We start from the raw sequence: 26,563 nt of genomic DNA on the forward strand, positions 1-26,563 counted from the left end.
GGGTCGGCCGAATGGTCGAGGCACCAGTTGCCCGGCCGGGAGCGGACGCCCGCGCCACCCGGTCTGAAGCGCTTCCCGAAGGAAGGCGAGGTATATGTCTCGCCCGCCCTGGCAGCGATGCTGCACGACCTCCCCGCGAGCCAACTCGCCGACCGCTTCGCCCAGATGACCTCCTACGGCACGATCGGCGCCACCGGCCTGGCCTCGCCCGACGAACTGGTCGCCGACGGCCGCGGTTCGTCGAACCTGCTGTAGCGAGGTCTGACGAAGAGGACGCCGGCCCGGCGTCTCGCGGGCCCGGAACCGCGTTCGGGCCGGGCCGTCCGTCTGCTCAGCAGGCGATGACGTACCAGACCGGGGTCCAGAAGACGTCGTTCTTGGCGGGAGCGTCGATGGAGAACATCCAGGCACCGTTCGCGTCGTAGAAGTGCGCCCTGGTGCCCGGAGTCTGGTTGTTGTGGAGGGAGCCCCAGCCCACGAGGTTGGGCAGAGTGTACGTCGTGCTGCACACGGTGTAGTCGAATCTGTTGCCGTTCCCGCCCTTTCCGCACACGTAGTAGTAGGCGCAGTTCAGCGGAGCAGCGAGGGTGCTTGCCCCGGCGCCATCGGGAATGACGGCGTTCTTCATCTGGGCCGCCGTCAGTGACGGCTGACGGGCCTCCTCGGACGTCAGGATGCCGTTGGCCCCCTTGACACCGCTGCCGTCGGCGGCGGCCGTACCGTTGAGCCCGAACGTCGAGGCGACGATCGCCGCTGCCGCGAAGAGCGTCGCTGTCAACTTGCGTAATGCCATGTGAAGTTCCCTCCCTCTGCCGTCAACTCGCGCTCCAGATAAGACGGTCGACGGTTCTTCACCTTCGGGCACCGAATCGGAACAGACAACCCCTGAACGCGTGACACGACTGTCGGGCCTGAACGGGAGGGACAGGGAGCGGCGGCGACGGCGACAGGAGCGCATCGCAAGCCGGGCGCTTCCCGCCTGGCGCAAGCTCGTGGACGCACAGAGACGCGAAGAGCCCCTCGCCCGTCTCGACGCCGGCACGGCAGCCAGGGTGAGCCCCCCGCCACGCCTCAGCCTTACGACACACCGCGTCCGCACACCGCTTCACCCCACACCACGAACCGGGCGTTGTCGGCTCGCATTGTCGGGTAGGGGGGTGCCGTCCGCCTCCCAGAAGATCTTAAAAGGTGAATTACCTGCTTTTGTGCGACATTAGTGCGTTGTGGGGGCAACCGGATCCGCGGCGAGGGACGTACGACGCGCGGCCCCGATCGAGGGCCGCTGAGCACGGTACACACTCGCCGCCGGCCGCTGTGCGGCACATATCCCCAGGTGGAACGAGGTGACAGCTGTGAACGCGTCGTACCCGAACGGACACCCGAAATTCCTCAGCAAGCCGAAGATGCCGAAGCTGGACAACGGCCTGCCCAGCATCGTCTATGCCCAGGCCTCACCCCGCTCGATCGGTGGGACCTCGCTCTTCGAAGCCGGGGCCGTCACCGCGCGTACGGCGCAGTCGGTCCAGTCGGAGGTCCGCATCGTGGAGCAGGCCGCGCAGCAACTGCGTGAGGCCGGATTCACGGTGTTCCGCGAGACCGGACGCCCCCGAGGCGGCCCGGGCGAACTCGCGCCGGAGGCGACCCTGAACATATCCGGGCCTCCCGACCTCTACGAGCGTGCCTTCCACTGCACGCTGCAGCCCGAGGAGCGACCGGTGCTCAAGGAGCACCAGAGGGAAGACCTCGCCACGTTCGTGGAATGCCCCCAGACCGACATGCCGGGTTTCATCGACACGGCGGACACCGACTTCGCCAACGTCCTGGAGGGGGTCGCCCTGGAGGAGCCCCGGTTCTTCTTCGCGACCGCTCTGGCCCCGACCACGGACTACTGGCACCTGGACGTCCCGGGCGACGTCTCGCTGGGCTGCAACGCCGACAAGGCCCATCGTGACGGCGTCACCGGCAAGAACGTCAAGGTGGTCATGACCGACTCGGGCCACTTCGCGCACCCGTTCTTCTCGGCGCGCGGCTACCGGGTCAGGCCCGTGGAGTTGGGGCCGGGCGCCACCGCGCCGGCCGACGACGAGAGCGGGCACGGCACCGCCGAATCCGCCAACATCTTCGCCGTCGCGCCGGACGTCGACTTCACGATGGTCAAGATGAGCTTCTTCAACACCATCGGGGCCTTCAACAGAGCCGTCGCGCTGAACCCCCACGTGATCAGCAACAGTTGGGGGTCGAGCAGGCGGCATCCCAATGAGTTCAGCGCGGCGGACCAGGCGATGGCCGCCTCGGTCGCCGTGGCCGTCGCCGGCGGCATCGTCGTGGTCTTCTCCGCGGGCAACGGTCATTTCGGCTTTCCCGGCCAGCACCCCGACGTCATCTCCGCGGGTGGGGTCTTCATGTCGCCCGACGGAACCCTGCGCGCGTCGGACTACTCCAGCGGCTTCGCCAGTGAGATCTTCCTCGGCCGTAATTCGCCCGACCTGTGCGGGCTCGTCGGCATGCGGCCCAGGGCGGCCTACATCATGCTTCCGGTCCAGCCGAACGACGACATCGACCGCGACCTCGCCGGGAACAGCCATCCCGACGGCGACGAGACCCTGGCCGACGACGGCTGGGCAGCCATCAGCGGGACCTCCGCAGCGGCTCCCCAGATCGCCGGTGTCTGCGCTCTGGTGAAGGAAGCGGCCCCCCAGCTGAACCCGGCCCAGGTCCGGGACATCCTGCGCAGCACGGCCCGTGACGTGGCCGCAGGCCGCTGCTTCCTCCGGGAGGGTATGGGGCACTTCGCTGTCCCGGGCCCCGACCTGGCGACCGGAACGGGTCTCGTCGACGCACGGGCGGCCGTCACCGCCGCCCGCCAGCAGTAGGGGCAGCGGCCTCCGCCGTGTCCGAGGGCCGACAGCAGGACCTCCTGTCCGCGCTGGTCATCCTGCGTCCGGCGGGGGAGGAGCCGATCATGGACGGACTGACCGCCGACCGCGTCCACCGGCTCGTCCCCTCCCCGGATGTCGTCCGAACAGTCAGCCGCTGGTTCACGGCACGGGGCTTCGAGGTCGGTGACGCGGTAGGCATCTCCTTCGCGCTCACCGGCCCGCGTTCCCTGTTCCACGACACCTTCGGTCTCCCCGAGGGAGCCCCTCGACCGGAGGCCCTCGATGCCGAAGCCCTGCCCGGGGACGTGGCCCGGAGCATCAGCCGGATCACCTTCGCGGCGCCCCCGGACTTCGGCCCGGCCCACCCATGAGAACGCAGAAACGCCCGCACTCGACACCACTGGTCCCCACTCCGCTCCTCTCGACCGGTGGGTGATGCGCAGCGCCGTGTGTCTCGATCACGGCACGACAACGGGAGGCACCTGTGGCACAGATACGGATAGCTACGTTCAACCTGGAGAACTTCGACGAGCCGGCCCCGGACAGGCCCCCGTCGCTGGCCGACCGGATCGCGCTGATGAAGCCGCAGATCACGCGGCTGCGGGCGGACATCGCCTGTTTCCAGGAAGTGCACGGTCAGGAACGTCCCGGCCAGCCGCTGACCTGCTCGCACTGAAGGAGCTGCTGACCGGAACCAACCTCGACGGCGCGTCCCTGACCAGCACCAAGCCCGCGAACGACGCGGTCTTCGACCTGCGTAACCTGGTCATCGCCACTCACCTGCCGGTCATCAAGCACCAGCAGCTGAAGAACGACCTGGTCAGCGAGCCGCGCTACCAACGGCTCACCGCGAAGCCCCCTGACGCCGGCCCGGTCGCGATCGGCATCGAGCGCCCGATCCTGCACGCGCAGATCGACGTCGACCACGGGGCACCCGGCCGTCTGCTGCACATCATCAACGTGCATCTCAAGTCCAAGCTGCCCAGCGACATCCCAGGGCAACTCACCGGCACCCACATGGACATCTGGAACAGCGCCGACGGCTGGGCCGAGGGGAGTTTCCTGTCGTCCATGAAGCGCATGAGCCAGGCTCTTGAAGTCAGGCGGCTCATCGACCAGATCCTCGACGACGACCCGGACGCACGTGTCATCGTCGCCGGTGACTTCAACGCGGAGCCCGAGGAAGTACCGGTCCTGGCCATCTGCGGCAACGTCGAGGACACCAACAACGGCGACCTCGCCACCCGGGTCCTGGTCCCCATCGAGCACACGATCCCCAACGAGGCCCGCTACACCCTCTTCCACCACGGCCGGGGCCAGATGATCGACCACATGCTCGTCACCCGCAACCTTCTCGCCCACTACCGCGGCTCGGAGATCCACAACGAGATCCTCCACGACGACTCCATCGCCTTCGCCACCGACGTCAAGTACCCCGAGTCCGACCACGCCCCCGTCGTGGCCACCTTCGACTTCGACTGACGCCACGAGGCGGCCGCGACGAGCGCCGACCCGGCGTCAACGGCGCCGGGTCGGCGGGGTCGTGATCCGCTGGCCGGCTCCATGTGGCACACGTAGGCGATCAACTGCTGGAGTGTGGCGAACATCCGCAGGAACGCGCCGGCGCCGATGGACAGGGCCGGTATGCCCGCGTTCCGGAGCACTCGGTAGGTCCAGTTGGAGATGGATCCCCAGTCCCGCCGCAGGTCGACGTTCTCCTCTCCCATCTGGGCGCCGCCTGTGCGGTGGTCCCGGATGTTGGTCCGGACGTTGGTCCGGATGGTGTCGAAGCTCCGGCAGACGCCGGCGGCTTCGGACCTAGCCTGAATGATCACGCCCGCCGACGCCCCGGGGCGCGGAATCACCGCGACCCGGGGCTCAGGATCAGCTGCAGCGGAAGGCGCCTGCGGCCCTAGTTCCGGTACCGGAACACGATCCGGCCGCGCGCCAGGTCATAGGGCGGCAGCTCCACCAGGACCCGGTCCTCCAGCATGATCTTGATGTAGTTCTTGCGGATCTTCCCGCTGATGTGCGCCAGCACCTGGTGGCCGTTCTCCAGCTCCACCGTGAACATGGCGCTGCGCAGGCACTCGACGACCTTGCCCTCGACCTCGATGACGTTCCTGTTCCTCGTCATCGCACCAGCTCCAGGTTGCTGCTCATCGGCCGGGCACCGATGCCCTCGAACAGCGCCCTGGCCGCCCGGTTGGACTCCTGGACCTCGGTCCAGGCCTCGGCGAACCCGGAGCCGTGGAGTGTCTCCAGCGCGTGGGCGAGCAGCGCCCGCGCGATACCGCGGCGCTGCTCGCCGGCCCGGACCGCGAGCAGTCCGATGCGCGGCCGGATCGGGATCACCACCCGGATCAGCCCCAGGTAGCGGTCCGGCGCCGCGGCCACCGCGTACTTCGACGGGTCGAGGATGCTGTCGCCCTCCGGGAACGGAATCACCTCCGCGGGCATCGACTGCCAGCCGGCACCCGCCTCGACTTCGTCACGGACGGCACGGTCCACCTCTCGCAACAGGCTCTCGTCCGCCTGTCCGGCAGGCACGATCGTCACGCCGGAAGGCGGCCGGACCGCCTGCAGCCCTGTGATCCGCGGGTTGGTCGGCACGGCGTACTCCCACTCACGGCGCCGGACCGTGAAACCGGCCCGCCGCCAGCGAGCCGTCAGTTCGACGTCTGCTTCGTCGACCACCGTGTGCAGGGGCCCCGGCAGTCGCGCCAGCATCGCTTGGGCGAGCCGGTGGAAGGCGGCGTCGTGCCAGGCGTCGATGCTGACGAACAGACGCCCGTCGGCTCGGTGCTGCGCATGCCCGCGCCCGACCACCAGGTCGTCGTCCAGCGCATGCCATTGCCTGTCCGCGACACGCGTGATCATCACCGCGTTCTCGCTCAGGCCGGATGGGAAAGGCTGTGTGTTCATCGGAGTCTCCCTCCAGGAGTGCCTCGATCTCAGGCGCTCCTGGCGACACCGAACGTCAGCCGCCGGACCGTGACGGATCGAGGGAGCACCCACGGGTAACTGTGTTCACGGGGACTCACCTCCTACGACGACTTCACGGTCCACCGAGAAAGTAGCAGCTGGACGCGATCGTGCTCAAAGCCTTTTGCGGAAACGTGCGTGATCTCCGGGCGGCGCGGCAGATCGCGTCGGTCCCAGGTCCCTGACCTTCCGCCCAGGTGAGCCGGTTCGGCCGGACCGGCCACGACGAACCGGCTGCGACCAGGACCTTTTGGGACGCGGGATTCTCGTGGGCGGGACAGGGGCCTGGTTGTCACAGCATCGAGGAAGGCGTCCAGGTACTCGCCGAGAACGACGTCCTGGACGACGACGGTCCACCCCGCCCGCGCGTACAGGTCCGCGACCGCGGCTGTTGCCTGGCCGGGCGCGTCGGCGGTCTGCCCCGAGTCGGAGCGGACCGCCGAGCTTGCGGGCTGGACCGTTGCGCACCTTCGCATCTGCCGGAGCGAGCCTCGCGTGCAGGGTCTCCGGTGTGTGACCCACTTACTCGGCAGGCCGGCCTGCCGGCCGGGCGGATCAGCGCAGTCCGGCGAAGAGGTCGTTCTCGGGCAGAGCCGCGCCGGTGGGGTCCTGGACGCGTACGAAGGTCTCCATGCCCATGAACTCGCCGAACCGCTCCTTGCCCATCTTGAGGAAGAAGATGTTCTCGCCCTGACTGGCGTGCGCGGCCAGCGAGTCGAACTTCTGGCCGCTGAACGCGGTGGTGTCCACCCATGTGCTGACCTCGTCGTCGGGGAGGCCGATCTTGGCCGTCGCGGCGGCCTCGGCGGGGTCCGGCTCCGGCATCTCCGGATGGAACTCGCGCATGATCTCGCCGAACCGCTGCATCATGGAGTGGGGCATCGTGGTCCAGTACACCTTCGGTGTCAGCTCCGTCATCTCCAGTGCCGCCATCGTGATGCGATGGGCCTGGATGTGGTCGGGGTGGCCGTAGAAGCCGTTCTCGTCGTAGGTGACGACCACATCAGGGCGGTACTGCCGCATGAGTTCCGCGAGCCGGGCCGCGCCTTCCCGCACGGGGGTCTGCCAGAAGGACCCGGGGGCCTCATTGCTCGGCCAGCCCATCATCCCGGAGTCGGCGTAGTCCAGCGTCTCCAGATCACTGATCTTCAGGACCTCACAGCTCGCTTCGAGTTCCTGGCGGCGCATCGAGGCGACGGCCGAAGGATCGTGCCCGGGATCGCCGGGCTTGACGCCGCCCGGCCCGTCACCGCATCCGCCGTCGGTACACGTCACGAGAACCGTCCGGACGCCCTCTGCCGCGTACCGCGCGAGGACCCCTCCGGTTCCGGTGGCCTCGTCGTCGGGGTGGGCGTGCACTGCCATCAGCGTCAAGGGCCGGTCAGCCATGAAAAGAGTCCTCCAGCGGACATACGTGTCGGTCCGAGCGCGCGGCGGACGTGCCTCGGCTCTCCGTCGATCTAACCGTGACGGCCGTACCGACTGTTCCCGGCACGGCCGCTTGTTTCAGGCGGCTTCGCGCCCAGCCTCGGCAGGCCCGGGCCATGGCCCCGGCCCACGGCCCGGTCCCCCAGTGGGTCCCCGGCCGGGGCCGGCCCGGCACGGCACCCTGCTCCGTCCGCCGAAGCGCTGGGCCGGAGGGAAGGCCGCTGGTACAGCGTCTCGGCCACCTCCTGGTGCCTCGGCGAGGGCCGAGTCACGCCGAGAGGCCGGCAAAGCGCTCAGGCCACGGACGGGCATGTGCCGGAGCCATCTCGGCGCCTCCCGGCTGGCTGTCCCCCGGGAGCCACCTCGGCGCCTCCCGGGGGACAGTCAGCCGCTCGCCGCGGCCTTCTTGATCGCTTCGCGGATCCGGGAGTACGTCCCGCAGCGGCAGACGTTCTCGATGTGGTCGATGTCGGCGTCGGTCGGGTGGGGCGTCTTCTTCAGCAGGGCCACCGCGGCCATGATCTGCCCCGGCTGGCAGAAGCCGCACTGCGCTACGTCGCGGTCGAGCCACGCCTGCTGCACCGGGTGCAGCTTGTCGCCGTCGGCCAGCCCCTCGATCGTGGTGACCTCACGGTCCGCGCAGTCGGCGACCGGAACGACACAGGGCTGGATCTCCCCACCGTCGAGGTGGCTCGTGCAGGCGCGGCAGACGCCGACGCCGCATCCGTACTTGGGGCCGGTGACGTTCAGCAGGTCCCGCAGGACCCAGAGCAGCGGCATGTCGGCCGGCGCGTCGACCGTGACCGGCTTCCCGTTGAGGACGAAGGAGTAGGAGGGCATCGGTACCTTCTCGGAGATCGGCTCAGAAGCTGAGCGGGAAGCGGCGGGGCCTGGTGCCGGTCGCCCGGGCGTAGGCGTTGGCCACGGCACCCGCCGCCGCGGGAACACCGAGTTCACCCGCCCCGCCCGGCTCCCGTCGGGAGGGCATGATGTGCGCCTCGAAGCGCAGCGGGGCGTGCCGCTGGCGGGCGTACTGGAAGTCGGCGTAGCTGCTCTCGCGGACGGCGCCCCGGTCGATGTGCAGGCCGGCGTGCAGGACGGTGGAGATGCCGTCGATCGCGGTGCCCATGAGCTGGGCTTCGAGTCCCCGGGGGTTGACGGCCGTTCCGACGTCGGCCGCCATCACCGCCCTGGTCACCCGCGGGTTCTTCGGGTCGGTGGCGTCGATCTCGACCAGGCACGCCACGCACGAGCCGTACTCCTCGTGGACCGCGACCCCCTGCGCCCGGCCGGCAGGCAGGGACCGGCCCCATCCGCCGGCGTCGGCGACCTTGTCGAGTACGGCCTTGACGGCCTTGCTCCTGAGCGTGGCGCGCCGGAAGGCGACCGGGTCCTTGCCCAGGCTCCTCGCGACCTCGTCGACGACGATCTCCTCCGCCGTCCGCATCGTCCCGGAATCCACCGACCGCCAGGCGCCGAGCGGGATCGCCAGATCGACCGAACCCGAATCCCCGGTGACACGACCGAAGTTGTACAGGCCGCTGTCACTGGGCAGCGGACCGGCGGCGCGGGCGACAGCCTGCGTCACCCGGCCCTGGACAGGCCCCTGGGTACTTCCCTGGCCGGAAAGCCCCTGCTCCTCGTACGCCTCGCTCACGGAGGCCATCGTGTGGGCGAACGCCACCACCCTGCCCCGTGCGTGGCTGGCCCGGATCCGGTGGTGGCTGGCCGGGCGCATCCTGCCGTGGCGGATGTCGTCGGCTCGGCTCCACATCAGTTTGACCGGCAGGCGTGCCGCCTTGGAGATGAGCGCGGCCTCGATCGCGGCGTCATGGTTCAGTCTCCGCCCGAAGGAGCCGCCGCCCCGTACGACGTGAACCTTCACCTTCGACGGGGACAGTCCGACCGCCGAGGCGATGGTGTCCCGTGCGTCCATCGGCGTCTGGGAGGAGAACCAGATCTCGGCACGGGTCGCGCGGACGTCCGCCACCGCGGTCAGCACCTCCATCGGGGCGTGGCCGACGAAGGCGAACTCGAACTCGGCCTCCGTCTGCGTCGAGCCGCGCGGCGGGGTGCCGAGCCGGGGGACGGCGGCCCGCAACCGTGAGCGGATCGCGGCGTCGGAGAGCGGCACGAGCGGGCCCGGGGCCCAGGTGATCCGCAGGGCGTCCCTCGCCTTGAAGGCGTGATGGAACGACTCCGCCACCACGGCGACCCCGCCCGCGATCTCGACGACCGCGTGGACGCCGGACATGGCCCGCGCGGCCCGGGAGTCGACCGACAGGGCCTTCCCGCCGAGCGTCGGCGGCCGGGCCACCACGGTCGGCTTCGCCCCAGCGACGTTCAGGTCCCCGGTGTAATCGGCCTTGCCGGTGACGATGTCCCGGGCGTCGATCCGGGTCGTCGCCTTTCCGATCACCCGGTGCCGGGAGGCCGGCTTGGGTGTGGCCGACACGGCCGGCCGGCTGATCCCGGCGGCACTCGCGGTGAGCGAGCCGAAGGTGGCCGTACGTCCGTCCGGCGCGACGACCTCCGTGTTGCGGGTCCTCAGGGTCCGCGCGGGCACTTTCCAGCGCCTGGCCGCCGCGGTCACCAGCTTGGCACGCGCCAGGGCGGCCAGTTCGCGGGCCGGGCCGTACAGCGAACTCACCGAACTGGAACCGCCGGTGAACTGGTTGCCCCGCGCACGGGCGTCGGCGAGCGGGATCTCGACGTCGGCGAGCCGGGCATCGAGCTCTTCGGCGATCATCATGGCCACCGCGGTGGTGACACCCTGGCCGACCTCGACGCGCGGCAGTCGGACGACGACCTTGTTGGCCTCGGTGACCTGGAGAACCAGCATCTCCTCGTCGGTGCCGGTCACCAGGACGTCGGACGGTCGGCGCGTGGCGTCGGCGGAGGGCTCGGCGCCTTCCGCCGGCGCCGCGTCACAGCCCAGCGGCGCGGCCACGGTCAAGGTGGACGCCGCGAGGGAGTAGACGACGAACTTCCGGCGGGACAACTGACGCGCCAACGAACGCCCCTCTCCGAGTATCCCCGTGCTTCGACTGGTCTGATGTGCCAGGGCCCTTCGGGGTTGCCTGCGGGAGCAGAACTGGCGAAAAGAGTGCTGTGGCGAGCCGGACAAGGGGGGCGTTCCTCCCGCGGACGAGCAGGACGTGCCCCCGGGCGCGGCGGGGCGGAGGTCTCCGGGGGCGGGGCTACCGTCACGGGAATGACAGGAATCAATGCCGATCACCGGTGGTCCGAGTCCATGCCGGTGGCCTATGAGCGGTACCTGGTGCCGGTGGTCTTCCGGCCGTTCGCCGAGGACCTGACCGGGAGGGCGGTGGCACTCCACCCCCGGCGAAACCCACGGCGCATTCTCGAACTCGCCGCCGGAACAGGCGTGTTGACCTCGCACCTGCTCGCGGCGGCACCGTCGGCCGAAGTGACGGCCACCGACCTGAACGAGGCCATGGTCGCTCTCGGTTCCGCGCGCGCTCCGGGCGCCGCATGGCGGCAGGCCGACGCGCAGCGCTTGCCTTTCCCGGACGACGGCTTCGACCTGGTCGTCTGCCAGTTCGGCGTGATGTTCTTTCCCGACCGGGTCGCGGCCTACACGGAGGTCCGGCGTGTGCTGGCCCCGGGTGGCCGGTTCCTGTTCAACACATGGGGCCCGCTCGCCACCCACGCCTTCGAAGTCGCGCTGCAGGCAGGGTTGGAGCGGGCCTTTCCGGCCGACCCGCCGCAGTTCTTCCCGACGGTTCCGCACGGCTATGCCGACCCTGGCGTCGTGGTCGCCGATCTGGTGGCCGCGGGGTTCGCCGTCGAGGAGGAGCGGGAGGTGACGCTTCAGGGCCGGGCGATGTCGGTCGCCGACCTCGCCACCGGGTACCTCACCGGGACACCGGTGCGCGCGGCCGTTGCGGAGCGCGGCGACTCCGCGGCTGTCCGGGCAACCGTGATCGAGGAGATGACGGCCCGTCTGGGCCCGGATCCGGTCACCGCCCCGATGACGGCGTACGTCTTCCGCGCAGCGGCCTGAACACAGGACGGACCCGCACCCTGGTGGAGGCGTTCCGTTCGCGTGTGGGCAGGAGGGGACTTGGGGGCACCGGGTCCTGCCCGTTTCGGTCCTTCCTCCGGGGCGGGGCGTCGGTTACAAGGAGTGGGCGAGGTGGTCCGGTCGGCGGCCGGGCCGGTCGGGTGGCGCAGGGGCGGTCGCGGAACGGTGGGGTGCGGTGGAGAGCGAGGCGTCGCGGGAGCCGACGGCCACGACCGGGGCGCGCCACGAGGGGCCGTCCGGAGTGGAGAGGAGGATCGCTCAGTCCGCTCCGGAGGTCTCCGTGGTCGCCCGCCTGGCCCACCTCCAGGACGCGGCCGGAAACGCGGCCGTCGTGCGGCTGCTCGGCCAGGGTGAGGCCGCCGGGCAGGACGCCGTGGGGGCACCGGATCCTGCCTCTTAGGTCCTTCCGGCGCAGTGCGCGGTCGGTCTACAACGGGTGCCAGGGCAGCCTAGTTGTCAGGGAGGACGACCTGTGCACTCCGAGGGCCGGGAGCATCTCAAGGGCGGCGAACGGGCATCGGGCACGACACGCCGGACGCAGACGCAGACGCAGACGACGACCATGAGCGGTGCATGGGTACAGCATCTGCAGCGTGTGGCGAAGGACGGGACCCACCCGCGTGCCGGTTCGACGTCCGTCCAGCGCGTGGTGCAGAGCACCGCGACCGACGAACCCTCCGCCGGACAGGTCGAGGGGGCCGAGCAGGCCGGGCAGCAGGCCAAGGGGGCGGAGGTCATCGCCCGCCTGAGCCAGTCGATCGAACAGCACACGGTCCAGAGCACGATGAAGAAGAACGTCTTCGCGCCCGGTACCTGGTGGCCCGAGCAGTGGATGGTCGCCGGGCCGGCCCGGCTCAGGAAGACCCTCGACCGGCGCGTGATGCGCGGCGAGACGTTCAACGACCAGGAACTGCAGGACATCAGGCACCTCTCCCAGGTCAATGCCCAGTGGCTCGAAGCGGTGGGAATCGGCACCTACGAGCAGGCCGAGAAGTACGCCCAGGGCCGGTTCGACACCTGGCTGACGCTTCCCGCGGGCAAGCGCGTGCTCACCGCCACCCTGGCCGTTCGCGCCAACCACCCGGACGTGCGCGCCACGGGCCGGGGCACGCCCATCTCCCCGGACTACACACTCGGCCGGTTCATGATCACTCAGGCCCCGGGCACCTCACCGCAGGAGAAGCAGGGCCTGGAGCGGGAGCGTGACCGGCAGATCCGGGAGACCGCCGTCGACACCCTGCACCCGGCCGGCATCGCGCCCGAGCGCCTGCACCCGGACGGCGTCCCCGAGGCGGGCCCCACGACGGCCAAGGGCAAGGGCAAGGGCAAGGGCACGAGCACGGGGTCGGACTTCGCGGCGAAGGACGCACGGGCGCGCGAGATGCTCACCAAGGTGCTGCTCATCCTGCAGAACGGGCTGAAGCTGTACGACCCGAAGGCCGAGGCGCACGTCGCCGACTACGACAAGGACGTCATCCGCGCCCTCGCCCACGGCGGACGGGTCAACATCCGCATCCCCGCCCTGAGTTCCGCGGACGAGCCGGCCTACTCCCTGCCGGAGTTCCTGGGCGTGACCCAGGACGACCGGACGAACACCCGCGCGGGGGACGTCATCGACCGCGGCTTCGCCACGCACCGCACCTCGATCAAGGCCAACAAGGAAGGGAAGCCCGGCGCGTTCAAGGAGAAGGGCGGCCCCTTGGCGTCGGTCACCAACATGGTCTCCGTCGGTGCCGACCGTCCGGACCTGTGGGGACAGAACGTCTCCGGCGGCGGCCTCGGCTCCAAGGACTGGAACGGCGACGTCGTACTGCCGGACGGGACGCACGGCCACATGCTGCTGGTCCACCACCGGCCGACCGCACGGAAGGACGGATCACTGCAGATCGGGATCGAGACGCTCGCGCCGCATGCCACCAGCCCGGTGGGCTACGAGCACGACTTCCGCTCCACCGAGGCCACCGCGAACCCGGAGTCGGTCCTGCACGGTCACAAGGGCGACAAGGTCGGCTCGGGCGGCCTGGGAAAGAACGAACGTCTGGTCGAACTGGCGGAGATGGGGGCGGCCCATCCCAGCGGCGACTGGCGCACCTTCCTGGACGAGATCAAGAAACAGTGGGACGCGGCGCTGGCGGAGACCGAGGACGGCTCCCCGGCACGCCGTGCCTTGTACGAGGGCCTGGTGGGCCCACGGACCAAGCCGAAACCCTGATCACGGCAGCCTGGCGGGCAGGCTCAGTCCCCGTCCTCGCTGATGGCGTACACCTTGCCCTCGGCGTCGCCCACATAGACCGTGCCGTCGGCCACGGCCGGCGCGGAGCCGGCCATGGCGGTCGTGGTCGCGTTCCAGTTGGTGTCGCCCGTGCCCGCGTCGACCGCGTACACGTGGTCGCCGCTGACCACGTACACGACACCTTTCGACACCACCGGGGCGTAGGGGGTTCCGTAACCGACGGAGGTGCTCTGCCACTTGCGGCGGCCGGTCGCCGCGTCCAGGGCCATCAGTTCGCCCTCCCCGGAGGCGTAGACGATGTTCCCGACCACCGCGGGCGCGGAGCCCTGCCAGTCGCCGCTGGCGACGGACCACTTCTCCGCGCCGGTCGTCGGGTCCAGCGCGTAGAGCGTCTCGTCCCGGCTGCCGACGTAGAGCGTGTCACCCGACAGGACGGGTGCCGACTCGATCCAGTCACGGGTGGGATACGTCCACTTCTTGTCCCCGGTGGCCGCGTCCAGCGCGTACACCTTGCTGTCGCCGCTGCCGACATAGACGGTGCCGCGCGCCACCACGGGGCGGGTCTCGACGGCACCCTCGGTGCGGTGGGACCACTTCCGGGCCCCCGTCCGCGCGTCGAGCGCGTACACCTGGGCGTCACCACTGCCGACATACACCGTGCCGTCGGCCTCGACCGGTGTGGACTCGACGCCGGCTCCGGTGGTGTAGGCCCATTTCTTGTCCCCGGTGGCCGCGTCCAGCGCGTACACCTTGCCGTCGCGGCTGCCGACATAGACCGTGCCGCCCGACACGAACGGCGAGGCCTCGATCGCGTCTCCGGTGCGATACGCCCACTTCTTGTCGCCGGTGGCCGCGTCCAGCGCGTACACCTTGCGGTCGTTGCTGGTCACGTAGACGGTGCCGTCCGACACCACGGGCGCCGACTTGACGGCTCCGGTGGTGGCGAAGGTCCACCGGCTGCCGCCCGTGGGGGAGTCCTCGGCGTCGCCGTCGTACAGGTGGGAGAGGCTCGACATGAGGGCCATCCCGCCGACGGCGAGACCCGCGACCACGACAGCGGCCGCCAGGCCGCCCCCCAGCACCGCGGCCCAGGGGCGGGCACGGCGCGCACCCGGCCCGACGGTGACGGACACGGACAACGGGTCCGTGAAGAGGTTGCCACCGGGCGGCGGGGGTGAGCCCGGGGCGGTCTGCGTGGCCCACGCCGGAACACCGAACGGATGTGAGTCGGCTGCGGTGCGTCCCTGGGGCGGAGCGGCCCATGTCGGGGAGGCCGGAGCGGCCGAGGTGAACGGAGTGACGGTGGGGACGGCCGTCGGCGCGTCCCCGCCGACAGCCGGGCCACGCGCGGCTGAGCCATCCGGCGCTCCGGGCGGACCCGGTCGGCGGGGCCGCGCGGGAGCGGCTGGCTGTGTCACCGCGGCCGGACCGGCGGGCACCGTCGCGGCGGCCCGCCCGGGCCGCGAGGAGGCCGGCAGGGCGGCACGCAGCCGGTCACGGACCTCGTCCGCCGTGGCGGGACGGTCGTCGGGGTCCTTCGCCAGCATCTCCAGCACCAGCGCGTCCACGGCCGGTCCCGGCCCCGGACGCACCTGACTGGGCGCCGACGGAACCTGCTGCAGGTGGGCCACCAGGAGTGCGGCGGTGTCCAGATCCCCGAACAGGCGCTCACCGGTGAGGAGTTCGTACAGCACGCAACCCAGCGCATACAGATCCGCCCGGCTGTCGCCCGCCCGCCCGGACAGCCGTTCCGGCGGCATGTAGGCCACGGTCCCCACCACCGCGCTGCTCGCCGTGGTCGTGGCCGCGTAGCGCGCGATGCCGAAGTCGAGGATCTTGAGCAGGCCGGCGTCGGTGAGCATCAGGTTCGCGGGCTTGAGGTCGCGGTGCACGATCCCCGCGGCATGGGCGGCGGCCAGGGCGTCCGCCGCCTGGGCGGTCCAGCCCAGCGCGTCCGCGACCGGCGGAGGGCCGTCCTTGCGGAGCACGGTCGACAGATCCCGCCCCGAGAGCATCTCCATGACCAGGAAGAGCGTGCCGTCCGCGTCCTCGCCCAGATCGTGGACGGTGACGATGCCGGGGTGGTTCAGGCCACCGGCCGTGCGCGCCTCACGGAAGAACAGCCGGGTCCCCTCACCGCCCTCCAGGTGCGGCTGGAGGAGCTTGACCGCCACCCGCCGCTGGATACGGGTGTCATGTGCGACCCAAACCTCGCCCATCCCCCCGCGCCCCAGCAACACCTCCAACTCGTAGCGACCCGCCAGCATTCGCCCCGCCATGACGCTCCCTCGACCACCCGACGATCCCGCAGACCCCCCTGTGCGGCACTGGGCCGCGCAGGACACGCGGGCGATCGTAGTGCCCCGCCGGCCCGCTCACGGCCCATGGATCGGCGCCCCGCGGACACCGTTCTCCACGAAACGGGACACATGCGTGCGCACCGGTGCGGGTCAAGAGGTGAGGGACGGTTCCCATGGCCGTCTCCGGTGCGTCGCCCCGGAGCCAGGGCGTCCGATGCCGCTGTCCTCTCCTCACTGGTCGCCGCCGGGTTGCGGGAAATCACCGGTGTGGTCAACCCTCGGACGCCTCTTCTCGTCCTACGTGACGCGTGAGACGCCTGGGACCGACGGGACGTCTGCGCACAGGGGTTTGAGGAGAGGACCATTGATGCGTGCGCGGCGAATATGTGTGACCGCCGTGGCGGTGCTGGCGGCCCTGGCCGGCGCGCCCGGACCGGCACAGGCCGAACAGCCGCACCCGTCCCGGTCGTCGGACGTGAGGGACGACGGCCCGCTTCCGCCGGGGTGGCGGATCGACAGGAAGGGCGGGGCGCACGAGCTGGTCTGGCGTGCGCCGAAGACCGTGCCCACACGGGACGCCCGGGTCGAGTTCCGTGCCGGGGACCGGCTGCTCGGGGTGCCGAAGCCGGCGAGGGACGGGCGGACCTTCCGGCTCGGCCTCGGCCAGGCACTGCCCGAACAGCTGACGGATCTGCAAGTGACCGCCGCCGGGCGCCGGCTGGACGCGGCGGCGGCCGACGAGACGCGCGGGTCCGGATCGGGCGCGGCACGGATGCCCGCGCAGGTGCCGGCGAACGGAGTCGATCCGGGCAAGCCCGGCTCGTACCGCACGATCACCGGAACATACGACCTCGACCCGGTGCGTCTGCCCGGGTACGCCACCCCGGTGGAGATGACCGCCCGGGTCGTGGCACCGAAGGGCGCCACGGGCAGCCGGCCGCTGGCCCTGTTCCTGCACGGCCGCCACGAGACCTGCTACAAGCCGGGCACCGAGGACGACGTGAACATCGACTGGCCCTGCGCGGACGGCTACAAGCCCGTTCCGAGCCACCTGGGCTATCTGCGGGACCAGCGACTGCTGGCCTCCCAGGGCTATGTGACGGTGTCGGTCTCGGCGAACGGCATCAACGCCCAGGACGGGGAGACCGAGGACGCCGGCGCGCAGGCGCGTTCCTCGCTCGTACGGCAGCACCTCGCCCGCTGGGCCGAGTGGAGCGCCCGGCGGTCCACCGCCCCGGCCGTCGTACGCCAGGCACCGAAGGCCGACCTGTCCCGGGTCCTGCTCGTCGGCCACTCGCGCGGTGGCGAGGGCGTCAACCGGGCAGCCATGGACAGCCTCTACCCGCCGCCGGCCGCCGAGGACGGCTACCGGGGCCCGGTGCGCTGGAAGGTGCGCGGAACGGTGCTCATCGCACCGACGATCTTCGGCCAGAACCCGGTCGCCGACGTGCCGTCCGTGACGCTGCTGCCGGGCTGTGACGGCGACGTGTCCGACCTGCAGGGCGAGAACTTCGTCGACGGGACGCGCGGGACCGGGCGGGGCACGGCCCTGCACAGCGCGGTCTACATGGTCGGCGCCAACCACAACTACTTCAACAGCGAGTGGACCCCGGGCGAGGCCGTCGCACCGGCCGATGACGACTTCGCGTCCGACCCGGAGCAACCGGACCCGGTGTGCACTCCGGGTGCCGCGACGCGGCTGAGCGCCACCCAGCAGCACAGGGCGGGAGCCACCTACATCGCCGCCGCGGCCCGGCTCTTCGTCGCCGGGGACGACCGGGTGCGTCCGCTGCTCGACGGTTCCGGCAGGCGCGCCCCGTCCGCGGACCCGGCCCGGGTACTGACCCACGCGGTCGGCGGCCGCCGCGGCGGTGGCTTCCTGCCGGACGCCGGGGCGAAGGTCAAGGGCGCCCGGCTGTGTTCGGCGGCCCACCCCGACCCGGCCGTGGCCTGTCTGCACCCGGAGACGCCCGGATCGTCACCGCACTTCGCGTCGTGGGAGACGGAGCGGGAGACCGGCCGCGGCGCGGTCGACCTGAAGTGGTCCACGCCGGGCACCACCGCGCGTATCACTCCGACCGAGGCGATCTCCCTCCGCGGCTCTCAGAAGCTCGCGCTGCGGGTCTTCGTACCGCCGAACACGACCGGCACGAAGGTCGACGTGTCCGTCACCGACTCCTCCGACCGCCGTGTGACGCTGGGCCGGGTCCGGGTGGACGGACTCCCGGGCTCCGCGGACACCGCCTCCTACTGGGCACAGGAAGTACGCGTCCCGCTGTCGGCGGCGACGCGGGCCGGGCTCGATCTCAAGCGCGTCAAATCCCTTGAGCTGACTCCCCGTTCGAGGTCCGGCCGGGCCTGGCTGATGGACGCCTGGGGCTGGGCCCCCGGCACCCCGGCGGTGAAGGCGGCGGCACTGCCGCGTGTCGACGTGGGCCGCACGCTGGTCAAGGAGGGCGACTCCGGTACCCGCACCTACCGGATCCCGGTCGAGATCTCCGGGCGCGGCAGCGGACAGGTCCGCGTGTACGTCCTCGCCCCGGACGGCGGCCGGACCGAGACGCGCCTGGTGACCGTACGGCCCGGCAGCGACGCGATCGACGTGCCGGTCGATGTGAAGGGCGACACGGTCTACGGCGACGACGTGGAGCACGACATCGCCGTCAAGGCCGTCCGGGGCGCCGTCGTCGGCAAGTACCGGGGCGGGCTCACCGTGCAGAACGACGACCCCGAGCCGGTGATCACCCTGTCGCCGGTCGCGGACCGGGTGACCGAGGGAGAGACGCTGACCTGGCGGTTGTCCGTGGACGTGCCCGCGGCGTCGGACATCTGGCAGCCGGTTCGGGTGCTGCCGGCCACCGAGGGCGCCGAGCTGTCCACCAAGGACGTGGACCCGCAGTGGCTGGAGGAGCAGTCCGGTGACGAGTCCGACCCCGAGCGACCGCTGTCCGCCACGCACCTGTGGGTGTGGGTGAACATCCCGCCCGGGAGCACCGGCGTGGACTTCGTCGTTCCCACCGTCCACGACCAGGTGGCCGAGCCGACCGAGTCGATGCGGCTCGCGCTGACCGACCGCCGCGCCGAGCCGCTGCCCGACAGGCCCGTGCTGACGGGGACGGTGCTCGACAAGGGCTAGGCACGGCATGTAGGGGGGTGTGCGGGAACCTCCGCGTGTGGGGTCCGGCTCGGCCGGACCCCACACTTCACCAGGTCACCCGTCCTGGTCGTCCCGTCCCGAGCCAGGTACACAGGGACCCGCACAGGGCGCCGTTCTCGCGCCATGCGATGCCAGGGAGGATCCATCCATGTTCGACCACGTCGCCGGGTTGAGGCCCGAGGTAGCCGCCCGATGGACCGCGCTCGCCGGGCAATGCCGGCCCGTGCTCGCGAACGACGGGATGGAGGCCGTGCAACGTCTGCTGGTCGAGCGCGGCACAGGAACCATCCAGGCGATCGCCATCACGCGGGCGCTGCTCGGCTGGGCAGAGACACCGCTGGGCACGGCCACCGAGATCGTGACGACGAGTGCCGCGCGGAAGGCCATCAGCGACGCGAACTGAGGGCCGCGCATCGCGGGGCCACTCCCCGCCGCCCGAGCAGGCCCTCCCTGCCACCCCCGACGTCGAACGCCGGGTCGCGGCCGCCGTCGACCGGCAGCCGGCGGCCCTGTCGCGCTACGAGGAGAAGTCCGGCACCGGACAGCAGAGCACGCGGCTCACGCCAGGTGCCATCGCGGCGTCGGGCGGGGCGGCGGTAGCAGCGAGCATCCCCTCGTGGTCCGGTGCGGGGTCGGCGAGAGCGAAGCCGGCGGATTCGACGCACCGCCGACTGGCGTGGTTGTCGGCGTCGACGCCGCAGACGAACGCGAGGGAGCGCGACCCGGGTGACCCTGCCGATGCCGGTGGGACGGACGCAGAGGACCCGCGCCCACTCGGCGTCGTCGTCGATGTCGCTCACCGGGCCGTCCTCGCCGTGCTGGAGCGGGGGTCGACATGGATCTTGGGGCCGGGCCCCGCGTCCGCCGGCCGCCGGCCGGCGAGCACGGGGCCGACCTCGTCGAGGCCGACGGTGGCCGCGATGAGCGGCCTGGGATCGACCGTCCTGTCGGCGTAGGCGCGGATGGTGGCGTCGAGGCCGGGGGAGGCGGACAGGATGCCGACCGCGGTGACGTCCTTGAGGACGAGGGTGCGGGTGTCGATGCGACTGGGCTCGCTGGACAGTCCGATGTACACGAGCCGCCCGCCCGGCTCGACGAGTTCCAGCGCTCTGGCGGGCAGCGGGGCGGCGTTGGTGGCGTCGACGATCGCGTCGAAGGGCAGGCCGGGGACCGTGTCCTCCGTCCAGCCGTGCTCGAAGCCCAGCCGCCGGGCGAAGGCGAGGGAGGTCTCGGTGGCGCCCAACAGATGGACCTCGGCTCCGGCGGCGCGCAGGAACATGGCCACCAGCAGGCCGATCGCGCCCGGGCCCAGGACCAGGGCACGGTCGCCGGGGCGCAGCGTGGCGGCCCGCGCGGCACGCAGAGCATTGCCGCCGGGTTCCACGAGCGCGCCGAGGGCGTCGTCGACCGAGTCGGGCAGGGCGTGCAACGAGGAGGCGGGTACGGCGAGTTGCTCCGCCAGCGCACCGGCCCGGCCGCCGCGGATGCCGACCTCCTGACGCTGTTCGCACACGTGCTGACGGCCGCGCAGACAGCGGCGGCAGGCGCCACAGCCGAGCATGGTGTCGCCCATGACCCGGCGGCCGACCCAGCCGGGGTCGACCTGGTCGCCGACGGCCACGACCCGGCCGGACCATTCGTGGCCCAGCCGCATCGGATAGGCGGCGTGTCCTTGGCGCAGGTAGGCCATCTCGCCGCTGAAGAACTCCAGGTCGGTGCCGCACACGCCGACCCGCGCCACGTCGACCACGACCTCGCCGGGCCCGGCCACCGGCGCGGGCAGCTCCCGCACCTCGTACTTTCCGGGGCCGGTCAGTACGAAGGCGCGTACGACGGCAGTGCTCACCGGGGGGCCAGGACGTGCTGGCGCTGGGTGCCGAGACGGTCGATGCCCAGTTCCATCACGTCACCGGGCTGGAGGTAGACGGGCGGCGTGAGGCCCAGGCCGACGCCCGGCGGGGTGCCGGTGTTGATGAGGTCGCCGGGCTCCAGGACGAGGAACTGGCTGAGGTAGTGCACGATGACGTACGGGTCGAAGATCATCGTCTTGGTGCTGCCGGTCTGCCGGCGCACCCCGTTGACGTCCAGCCACATGCCGAGGTCGAGGACGTCGTCGATCTCGTCGGTGGTGGCGAGCCAGGGGCCGGCGGGGTTGAAGGTCTCGGCGGACTTGCCCTTGGCCCATTGCCCGCCGCGCTCCAGCTGGAAGGCGCGCTCGCTGACATCGTTGACGACGACGTATCCGGCGATGGCGTCCCGGGCCGCGTCCACCGAGTCGAGGTAGGCGGTGCGGCGGCCGATGACGATGCCCAGCTCCACCTCCCAGTCGGTCTTCGTGGAGCCGCGCGGGATACGCACGTCGTCGTACGGGCCGATCAGGGTGTTGGGCGATTTGGTGAACAGGATCGGCTCGTCGGGCACGGGCATACCGCTCTCGGCCGCGTGGTCACGGTAGTTGAGCCCGATGCACAGGATCTGGTGAGGGCGGGCGAACGGGGCGCCGACACGCTCCCCGGCGAACCGCGCCACCTGGCCGGCGGCCGTCCGCTCGGCCACGACGGGGCGGACGCGGTCGATGCCGCCCGATCCGAAGAACTGCTCGTCGAAGTCCGTGACGACGTCGGAAAGGTCGACGTACGTCTCGTCGTCGATGCGGGCGACGGGCTTCTCGGCGCCCGGGGCGCCGATGCGCATGAGGTACACGGGTCTGTCTCCAGGGGTGGTACGGGACGGGGAGTGTAGGTGACGGCGGGTGAGGTGAGGTGAGGTGAGGGCGGGATGGGTGACGGTGCGTCAGGCGTGGGGTGCGGCGAGCGGGCCGAGCAGGGCACGGATCTCCTCGAACCCGTTCACCAGGTCGGACAGCGGAGTCCGGTAGGCGAGCGCGCTCACGCTCACCGCCCCGGAGGGGGTCGTGGGCGAGGTGAGGTACACGGGCACGGCGAGGCAGTTGACGCCGGTCTCGTTCTCCTGGTCGTCGCAGGCGTAGCCCTGTGCGGCCGCGGCCTCAAGTGCGCGGTGCAGTTCGGCGGCCGTGCACAGCGACCGGGGAGTGCGGCGCTCCAGCGGGTGGCCGCCGGCCCATGTCTCGACCTCCTCCAGGGACGTCAGCTCGCCGGAGAGCAGCAGTTTTCCGACCGCCGTGGTGTGGGCCGAGTTGCGACCGCCGATGGTCGACGTCAGCTTCGCGGCGCCGGAGGGCGGGTCGACCTTGGCCCGGTAGACGACCTCCCGGCCGTCCAGGACCGCGTAGTGCGCCGTCTCGCCGAACCGCTCCGCCAGCGCCTCCAGCGCAGGGCGGACCCGTACGTGGTCGGGGCGGGCCTCGTGATGGGCGAACGCCATGCGCAGGAACTCGTCCCCGAGCACATAACGGCTGCCCGCGTCCTGATCGGCGAGGCCCGCCCGGCGCAGGGCGCCGAGCGCGCGGTGCACGGTCGGCTTCGGGCTGCCGATCGCGCGGGTCAGCTCGTCCAGGCCCACCCCGTCGGGATGGCGCGCGAGCTCCTTGAGGACGGCGAGTACCCGGTCCGAGCCGACGAGCCGACCGCCGTCGGTGCCGGTCGCGCCGTCCCCGCCGGGGTCTGTCGATCCGTCGGACGTCTGCATATGCTTCATGGCGTTCCAAAATTTAGATCGTCATACCGATTATTGGAAGCGGTGCCGGGATGCCTCTACGTAGCGCACAGTGGTACGCGGGCCAGGACCGCAACGCCTACATCCACCGGGCGTGGATGCGGCGGGGCGTGCCGGACGACGCCTTCACCGGCCGCCCCCAGATCGCCATCGCCAACACCGCCTCCGACCTGACCCCCTGCAACGCGCACCTCGACGAGGTCGCGGCCTCGGTCCGCAACGGCGTGTACGAGGCCGGCGGCATCCCGCTGGACCTCCCCGTGGTGTCGCTGGGGGAGACGAACGTGCGGCCCACCGCCATGCTGTGGCGGAACATGGCCGCGATGGCCACCGAGGAGATGCTGCGGGCGAACCCCATCGACGGCGTGGTGCTGCTGGGCGGCTGCGACAAGACCATCCCCTCGCTGCTGATGGCCGCCGCGTCGGTCGATCTGCCCGCGGTCGTCGTCCCCGGCGGGCCGATGCTCAACGGCACCTTCCGCGGCGGCCTGCTGGGCTGCGGCACCGGGGTGTGGCGGCTGTCGGAGGAGGTCCGCGCGGGCACGCTCTCGCAGGACCAGTTCGTACGCTCCGAGTCGTCGATGATCCGCAGCCGCGGCCACTGCAACACCATGGGCACCGCCTCGACGATGGCCCTGGTCGCGGAGGCGCTGGGCACGGTGATCCCCGGCGTGGCCGGGACCCCCGCACCCGACAGCCGGCTGCTGGAGGCCGCTCACCACACCGGCCGGCTGGCCGTCGACATGGTCGCCGGAGACCGGCGGCCGGGCACCTTCCTGACCAAGGCGTCCTTCCACAACGCGATCGTCGCGCTCGCCGCCGTCGGCGGCTCCACCAATGCCGTCGTCCATCTCCTGGCCATCGCCGGCCGGCTCGGCATCCCGCTCACGCTGGACGACTTCGACCGCATCGGCTCCCGTGTGCCGGTCCTGGTCGACCTCCAGCCCGCCGGCCGGTTCCTCATGGAGGACTTCCATCGCGCCGGCGGCCTGCTCGCGGTCCTGGGCGAAGTACGCGACCTGCTCGACCCCGACGCGCTGACCGTCACCGGCGCACCGCTGGTCGACTTCCTCGACGACGCCCCGATCTGGGACCCCGAGGTCATCCGCACCCGCGCCGAACCGCTGGTCGCCGAGGGCGGCATCGCCGTCCTGCGTGGCAACCTGGCTCCCGACGGCGCGCTGATCAAGCCGGCCGCCGCCTCCCCGCACCTGCTCCGGCACCGGGGGAGGGCCGTCGTGTTCGACTCCGTCGAGGACTTCCACGCCCGCGTCGACGACCCGGACCTCGACGTGGACGCCGACTCCGTCCTGGTGCTGCGCGGCTGCGGCCCCAAGGGCTACCCGGGCATGCCCGAGGTCTCCAACATGCCCCTGCCGAAGAAAGTCCTCGAACAGGGCGTCCGTGACATGGTCCGGGTATGCGACGGCCGGATGAGCGGTACGGCGTACGGCACCGTCGTCCTGCACGTCGCCCCGGAAGCGGCCGCCGGCGGCCCTCTCGCGCTCGTCCGCACCGGCGACGTCATCACCCTCGACGTCGAGGCCCGCCGCATCGACGTCGACGTCCCCGCCGCCGAACTCGCCGCCCGCGAGCCCGACCCGGCCACCGTCGACGGCTTCGCCGCTCCCCGGCGCGGCTGGGAACGCCTCTACGTCGACCACGTCCTGCAGGCCGACACAGGAGCAGACCTGGACTTCCTGGTCGGCTCCAGCGGCTCCGAGGTGACCCGCGAGTCGCACTGACAGCGCCGGTGGACTGCCGGCCGAAACGGGCCTTCCGGCGGACGACCACGCCCGCCCGGACGGGCGCCTCCTCGTTGTGCTGTCAAGCGATGTCATCGGCTTCGGCACGTCCGGGTGAACATCGCCGAACTCCCCGGCGGCTTTGATGTGGTGACCATATTTTCTGGGCTGTGGGATGCGGATGGGGGCGTGGAACCGCGGTGTCGAGCCGGTCGACGCTCTCCCGTGTGCGTCCGGTATCGAGCGTGAGGAGTTCTCGTGGACCCTGCAGTCATGGACATCACCCGGCAGGCTCTTCTGGCTTCCTGTCCCGAGGAGGTCGAGGATCTCGACGCGGCCCTGGGGCGGTTGGAGCGCCAGGGCCGTTCACGGTGCAGCACCTGGGCACACCGCACATCGTGATGCCGCGCGGCGCGAGGCGTCGGCCCGTGCCGAGATCGCGGCGGCGTTGCGGCACGAGTGCGCGCATGTCGGCGCCGGTGACGTGCGCCTGGTCTGGCTGGTTCGCGGGCTGCGACGGGCCCTGCTGATCGTCGCCGTGTCTCCGGTCCTCGTGACCACGGTCGCGGCTCTCGCCGGACATGACCGTTCGGTGCTCGGCTCCTTGTTCGACTGGATCTGGCTGGACTACGCCGCCCGGGTCGCCCTGCTGGCGGTGGCCGCGTGGATCATCGGCGCACGCATCGGCCGAGCCCGGGAACACGAGGCGGACGCGCACGCGGCGGCCGACGGCGCGGGCCCCGGCCTGATCGCCATGCTGGAGCGGGCCACGACCCGCCCCCGTCCGCTGCGTGAGCGTCTGGCCGGGACGCACCCCACTCCCCAGCAACGACTGGCCCACCTGGCCAACCGGACACCACCGGCCGTACTCGGCCGCCTGGACGAGTTGGTCGCCGGAGTCCTCGCGGTGACCGTGCTCACGGCCTCCTACCAGGTGACGACGCCGGTGTTCACCGCCATGCCGGTGGCCGGCTGGACCCTGGCGATCGACGGCACCCTCGCCGGCGCGCTGCTGGCGGTGGCGTGCGGTCCGGCATGGTGGCACCAGCCGCCCCCGGACTCACGGGCACCCTGGTGGCACCGCGCGGGCGCGTTTCTGACAGTCCCGTCGGCCGTGCCGGTCGGGCTGTACATCGGGGTCAATCGCACCGGCGCCACGAGCGACGGCCCGTACGGCACCTGGTGGGTGCTGCTCACCCTGCCCCTGGCGACCGCCGGGGCGACCGTGATCTGCGTGTCGTCGGCCCGGGCGTGGTGGCGTGCCGATCGTGTGGGCGGATGGATGGTGCCGATGCTGGTGACCACGATCCTGTACGGCCTCGCGTTCTGGATCGGCACAGCCTCGTCGGTGTACGTGTCGCTGTCCCAACCGTCCGAATATCTGATCCTCGCGACCGACGCGGCCTGGACCGGGCCCCTCGCGGTCGTCTCCGCCCTGGGCTGCGTGTTCGCGTGGCGTCTCCGGGGGACTGCGGTGTCGGGGACCGTGATGTCTGGCCCCGTGGTGTCGCGGATCCCACCGCTGATCGTCCTGCTCTCCGCCGGTGCGGCGGCCGCGGCGGCCTGCACGGTACGTCTGCGGACGGTGGCGCCCGTCGAGGCGGACGAGAGGGCCGCGGTCCAACTGCTCGACATGTGGTCGGCGGCCGTGGCCGGCCTGGCCGTGCTCCTGGCCGTCGTCATCGCCGGGGCCGGATCCGTGCCGGAGATCCTGCGAGCGGCGCCGCCGGCCACCGCGCTCACCTTCGTGGCGATCTACATCCGGTGGGCGACCACGTGGCACGACCCACTCGAAACGGCCCGTCGTTTCCTGGTGACTCCGCTCGCGGTCCTGGCCGTGTTCGTCCTCCTTCTCGCCGCGTTCATCCCCCTGCTGCCGACCCGAACCCGACCGCCGCGTCGAACGGTCCTGTACCTGCTTCCACCACTGTCGGCCGGGATCGCCGCGGCCCTGACCGCCCTGCTGATCAACTACGCAGGTCTGATGGAGTACCGCGTCGTGCTGTCCTTCGGATGACCGACGGCGATCGTTCCGCCCGGCCCTCCGCACGCAGCGATTGAGTGCGTCCGCCCCGTATCCCTCCCGTACTCACGGGGCATGGGTGAACAAGTGGGTCTGCAAGGGGGACAGGAGCCACAGGGGCGAGCGCCC

General features: G+C 71.4%; 23 protein-coding genes. 12 read left to right on the forward strand and 11 right to left on the reverse strand.

The genetic code is table 11. From position 1 onward, the window contains the following. Positions 1–117 precede the first annotated feature (117 nt). The gene (locus tag ACZ6BB_RS34590) at positions 118–255 is read left to right on the forward strand and encodes a hypothetical protein (RefSeq protein ID WP_471619073.1); all 138 of its coding nucleotides are present in this window, start codon (positions 118–120) and stop codon (positions 253–255) included. Between the two features lie 76 nt (positions 256–331). On the opposite strand, the gene ACZ6BB_RS34595 is transcribed toward ACZ6BB_RS34590, so the two are convergent. Further along, on the reverse strand, positions 332–793 hold the full coding sequence (locus tag ACZ6BB_RS34595; RefSeq protein WP_471619074.1) for a hypothetical protein: 462 nt from the start codon (positions 791–793) through the stop codon (positions 332–334). 550 nt (positions 794–1,343) lie between these two features. Here ACZ6BB_RS34595 and ACZ6BB_RS34600 point away from each other — a divergent pair. From ACZ6BB_RS34600 to ACZ6BB_RS34610, 3 genes are all read left to right on the forward strand, one after another. Continuing rightward, positions 1,344–2,873, forward strand: coding sequence for a S8 family serine peptidase (locus ACZ6BB_RS34600; protein WP_471619075.1), 1,530 nt, complete (start codon positions 1,344–1,346; stop codon positions 2,871–2,873). 17 nt (positions 2,874–2,890) lie between these two features. Next, positions 2,891–3,250 carry a hypothetical protein gene (locus ACZ6BB_RS34605; protein ID WP_471619076.1) on the forward strand — a complete coding sequence of 120 codons (360 nt, stop codon included), beginning with the start codon at positions 2,891–2,893 and terminating at the stop codon, positions 3,248–3,250. A gap of 113 nt (positions 3,251–3,363) precedes the next feature. After that, positions 3,364–3,555: a hypothetical protein gene (locus tag ACZ6BB_RS34610; RefSeq protein WP_471619077.1), complete on the forward strand. Its 192-nt coding sequence runs from the start codon at positions 3,364–3,366 to the stop codon at positions 3,553–3,555. On the opposite strand, the gene ACZ6BB_RS34615 is transcribed toward ACZ6BB_RS34610, so the two are convergent. Continuing rightward, on the reverse strand, positions 3,516–3,830 hold the full coding sequence (locus ACZ6BB_RS34615) for a hypothetical protein (RefSeq protein WP_471619078.1): 315 nt from the start codon (positions 3,828–3,830) through the stop codon (positions 3,516–3,518). The genes ACZ6BB_RS34610 and ACZ6BB_RS34615 overlap by 40 nt on opposite strands. Positions 3,831–3,839: 9 nt before the next feature. On the opposite strand from ACZ6BB_RS34615, the gene ACZ6BB_RS34620 reads away from it, so the two are divergent. Continuing rightward, on the forward strand, positions 3,840–4,361 hold the full coding sequence (locus ACZ6BB_RS34620) for an endonuclease/exonuclease/phosphatase family protein (RefSeq protein ID WP_471619079.1): 522 nt from the start codon (positions 3,840–3,842) through the stop codon (positions 4,359–4,361). A 430-nt stretch (positions 4,362–4,791) separates the two neighbouring features. On the opposite strand, the gene infA is transcribed toward ACZ6BB_RS34620, so the two are convergent. From infA to ACZ6BB_RS34645, 5 genes are all read right to left on the reverse strand, one after another. Next, positions 4,792–5,016 (reverse strand): translation initiation factor IF-1, encoded by a 225-nt coding sequence (gene infA / locus ACZ6BB_RS34625; RefSeq protein ID WP_013006194.1) that lies wholly within the window; start codon positions 5,014–5,016, stop codon positions 4,792–4,794. Further along, on the reverse strand, positions 5,013–5,804 hold the full coding sequence (locus ACZ6BB_RS34630; protein WP_471619080.1) for a GNAT family N-acetyltransferase: 792 nt from the start codon (positions 5,802–5,804) through the stop codon (positions 5,013–5,015). The genes infA and ACZ6BB_RS34630 overlap by 4 nt, the downstream gene beginning before the upstream one ends. Positions 5,805–6,419: 615 nt before the next feature. Continuing rightward, positions 6,420–7,253, reverse strand: a complete 834-nt coding sequence (locus ACZ6BB_RS34635) for a PIG-L family deacetylase (protein WP_471619081.1) — start codon at positions 7,251–7,253, stop codon at positions 6,420–6,422. Between the two features lie 423 nt (positions 7,254–7,676). Then, positions 7,677–8,132: a (2Fe-2S)-binding protein gene (locus ACZ6BB_RS34640; protein WP_471619082.1), complete on the reverse strand. Its 456-nt coding sequence runs from the start codon at positions 8,130–8,132 to the stop codon at positions 7,677–7,679. Positions 8,133–8,154: 22 nt separating this feature from the next. Then, positions 8,155–10,305 (reverse strand): xanthine dehydrogenase family protein molybdopterin-binding subunit, encoded by a 2,151-nt coding sequence (locus ACZ6BB_RS34645; RefSeq protein WP_471619083.1) that lies wholly within the window; start codon positions 10,303–10,305, stop codon positions 8,155–8,157. 201 nt (positions 10,306–10,506) lie between these two features. Here ACZ6BB_RS34645 and ACZ6BB_RS34650 point away from each other — a divergent pair, with 201 nt between their 5' ends. From ACZ6BB_RS34650 to ACZ6BB_RS34660, 3 genes are all read left to right on the forward strand, one after another. Beyond that, positions 10,507–11,319 (forward strand): class I SAM-dependent methyltransferase, encoded by an 813-nt coding sequence (locus ACZ6BB_RS34650; RefSeq protein ID WP_471619084.1) that lies wholly within the window; start codon positions 10,507–10,509, stop codon positions 11,317–11,319. Between the two features lie 196 nt (positions 11,320–11,515). After that, positions 11,516–11,740, forward strand: coding sequence for a hypothetical protein (locus ACZ6BB_RS34655; protein ID WP_471619085.1), 225 nt, complete (start codon positions 11,516–11,518; stop codon positions 11,738–11,740). 162 nt (positions 11,741–11,902) lie between these two features. Continuing rightward, entirely contained in the window at positions 11,903–13,552 is a 1,650-nt protein-coding gene (locus ACZ6BB_RS34660) for a PE-PGRS family protein (protein ID WP_471619086.1), read from the forward strand. Between the two features lie 23 nt (positions 13,553–13,575). Here the strand turns inward: ACZ6BB_RS34660 and ACZ6BB_RS34665 are convergent, their stop codons facing one another. Continuing rightward, positions 13,576–15,852: an outer membrane protein assembly factor BamB family protein gene (locus tag ACZ6BB_RS34665; protein WP_471619087.1), complete on the reverse strand. Its 2,277-nt coding sequence runs from the start codon at positions 15,850–15,852 to the stop codon at positions 13,576–13,578. A 388-nt stretch (positions 15,853–16,240) separates the two neighbouring features. Between ACZ6BB_RS34665 and ACZ6BB_RS34670 the strand changes: the two genes are divergently transcribed. After that, positions 16,241–19,009 carry an alpha/beta hydrolase family protein gene (locus ACZ6BB_RS34670; protein WP_471619088.1) on the forward strand — a complete coding sequence of 923 codons (2,769 nt, stop codon included), beginning with the start codon at positions 16,241–16,243 and terminating at the stop codon, positions 19,007–19,009. 169 nt (positions 19,010–19,178) lie between these two features. Beyond that, positions 19,179–19,433, forward strand: a complete 255-nt coding sequence (locus ACZ6BB_RS34675) for a hypothetical protein (protein ID WP_471619089.1) — start codon at positions 19,179–19,181, stop codon at positions 19,431–19,433. A gap of 393 nt (positions 19,434–19,826) precedes the next feature. Here the strand turns inward: ACZ6BB_RS34675 and ACZ6BB_RS34680 are convergent, their stop codons facing one another. The 3 genes from ACZ6BB_RS34680 to ACZ6BB_RS34690 form a co-directional block, all read right to left on the reverse strand. Further along, entirely contained in the window at positions 19,827–20,876 is a 1,050-nt protein-coding gene (locus ACZ6BB_RS34680; protein WP_471619090.1) for a zinc-dependent alcohol dehydrogenase, read from the reverse strand. Beyond that, positions 20,873–21,733: a fumarylacetoacetate hydrolase family protein gene (locus tag ACZ6BB_RS34685; RefSeq protein WP_471619091.1), complete on the reverse strand. Its 861-nt coding sequence runs from the start codon at positions 21,731–21,733 to the stop codon at positions 20,873–20,875. Before ACZ6BB_RS34685 ends, ACZ6BB_RS34680 begins: the two co-directional genes overlap by 4 nt. Positions 21,734–21,823: 90 nt before the next feature. Continuing rightward, positions 21,824–22,648, reverse strand: coding sequence for an IclR family transcriptional regulator (locus ACZ6BB_RS34690; RefSeq protein WP_471619092.1), 825 nt, complete (start codon positions 22,646–22,648; stop codon positions 21,824–21,826). Between the two features lie 50 nt (positions 22,649–22,698). On the opposite strand from ACZ6BB_RS34690, the gene ACZ6BB_RS34695 reads away from it, so the two are divergent. Next, positions 22,699–24,411 carry an IlvD/Edd family dehydratase gene (locus ACZ6BB_RS34695; RefSeq protein ID WP_471619093.1) on the forward strand — a complete coding sequence of 571 codons (1,713 nt, stop codon included), beginning with the start codon at positions 22,699–22,701 and terminating at the stop codon, positions 24,409–24,411. 181 nt (positions 24,412–24,592) lie between these two features. Further along, positions 24,593–26,428 (forward strand): M48 family metalloprotease, encoded by a 1,836-nt coding sequence (locus ACZ6BB_RS34700; RefSeq protein WP_471619094.1) that lies wholly within the window; start codon positions 24,593–24,595, stop codon positions 26,426–26,428. The last annotated feature ends 135 nt before the right edge of the window (positions 26,429–26,563 follow it).

The organism is Streptomyces sp. NPDC041108 (assembly GCF_055592645.1).

What these genes read in the sequence shown, in the direction of transcription:
- ACZ6BB_RS34590 (WP_471619073.1), top strand. Translation starts at nt 118, where the DNA reads ATGCTGCACGACCTCCCCGCGAGCCAACTCGCCGACCGCTTCGCCCAG.
- ACZ6BB_RS34595 (WP_471619074.1), bottom strand. Translation starts at nt 793, where the DNA reads ATGGCATTACGCAAGTTGACAGCGACGCTCTTCGCGGCAGCGGCGATC.
- infA (WP_013006194.1), bottom strand. Translation starts at nt 5,016, where the DNA reads ATGACGAGGAACAGGAACGTCATCGAGGTCGAGGGCAAGGTCGTCGAG.
- ACZ6BB_RS34630 (WP_471619080.1), bottom strand. Translation starts at nt 5,804, where the DNA reads ATGAACACACAGCCTTTCCCATCCGGCCTGAGCGAGAACGCGGTGATG.
- ACZ6BB_RS34635 (WP_471619081.1), bottom strand. Translation starts at nt 7,253, where the DNA reads ATGGCTGACCGGCCCTTGACGCTGATGGCAGTGCACGCCCACCCCGAC.
- ACZ6BB_RS34640 (WP_471619082.1), bottom strand. Translation starts at nt 8,132, where the DNA reads ATGCCCTCCTACTCCTTCGTCCTCAACGGGAAGCCGGTCACGGTCGAC.
- ACZ6BB_RS34650 (WP_471619084.1), top strand. Translation starts at nt 10,507, where the DNA reads ATGACAGGAATCAATGCCGATCACCGGTGGTCCGAGTCCATGCCGGTG.
- ACZ6BB_RS34660 (WP_471619086.1), top strand. Translation starts at nt 11,903, where the DNA reads ATGAGCGGTGCATGGGTACAGCATCTGCAGCGTGTGGCGAAGGACGGG.
- ACZ6BB_RS34665 (WP_471619087.1), bottom strand. Translation starts at nt 15,852, where the DNA reads ATGGCGGGGCGAATGCTGGCGGGTCGCTACGAGTTGGAGGTGTTGCTG.
- ACZ6BB_RS34670 (WP_471619088.1), top strand. Translation starts at nt 16,241, where the DNA reads ATGCGTGCGCGGCGAATATGTGTGACCGCCGTGGCGGTGCTGGCGGCC.
- ACZ6BB_RS34675 (WP_471619089.1), top strand. Translation starts at nt 19,179, where the DNA reads ATGTTCGACCACGTCGCCGGGTTGAGGCCCGAGGTAGCCGCCCGATGG.
- ACZ6BB_RS34690 (WP_471619092.1), bottom strand. Translation starts at nt 22,648, where the DNA reads ATGAAGCATATGCAGACGTCCGACGGATCGACAGACCCCGGCGGGGAC.
- ACZ6BB_RS34695 (WP_471619093.1), top strand. Translation starts at nt 22,699, where the DNA reads ATGCCTCTACGTAGCGCACAGTGGTACGCGGGCCAGGACCGCAACGCC.
- ACZ6BB_RS34700 (WP_471619094.1), top strand. Translation starts at nt 24,593, where the DNA reads ATGGGGGCGTGGAACCGCGGTGTCGAGCCGGTCGACGCTCTCCCGTGT.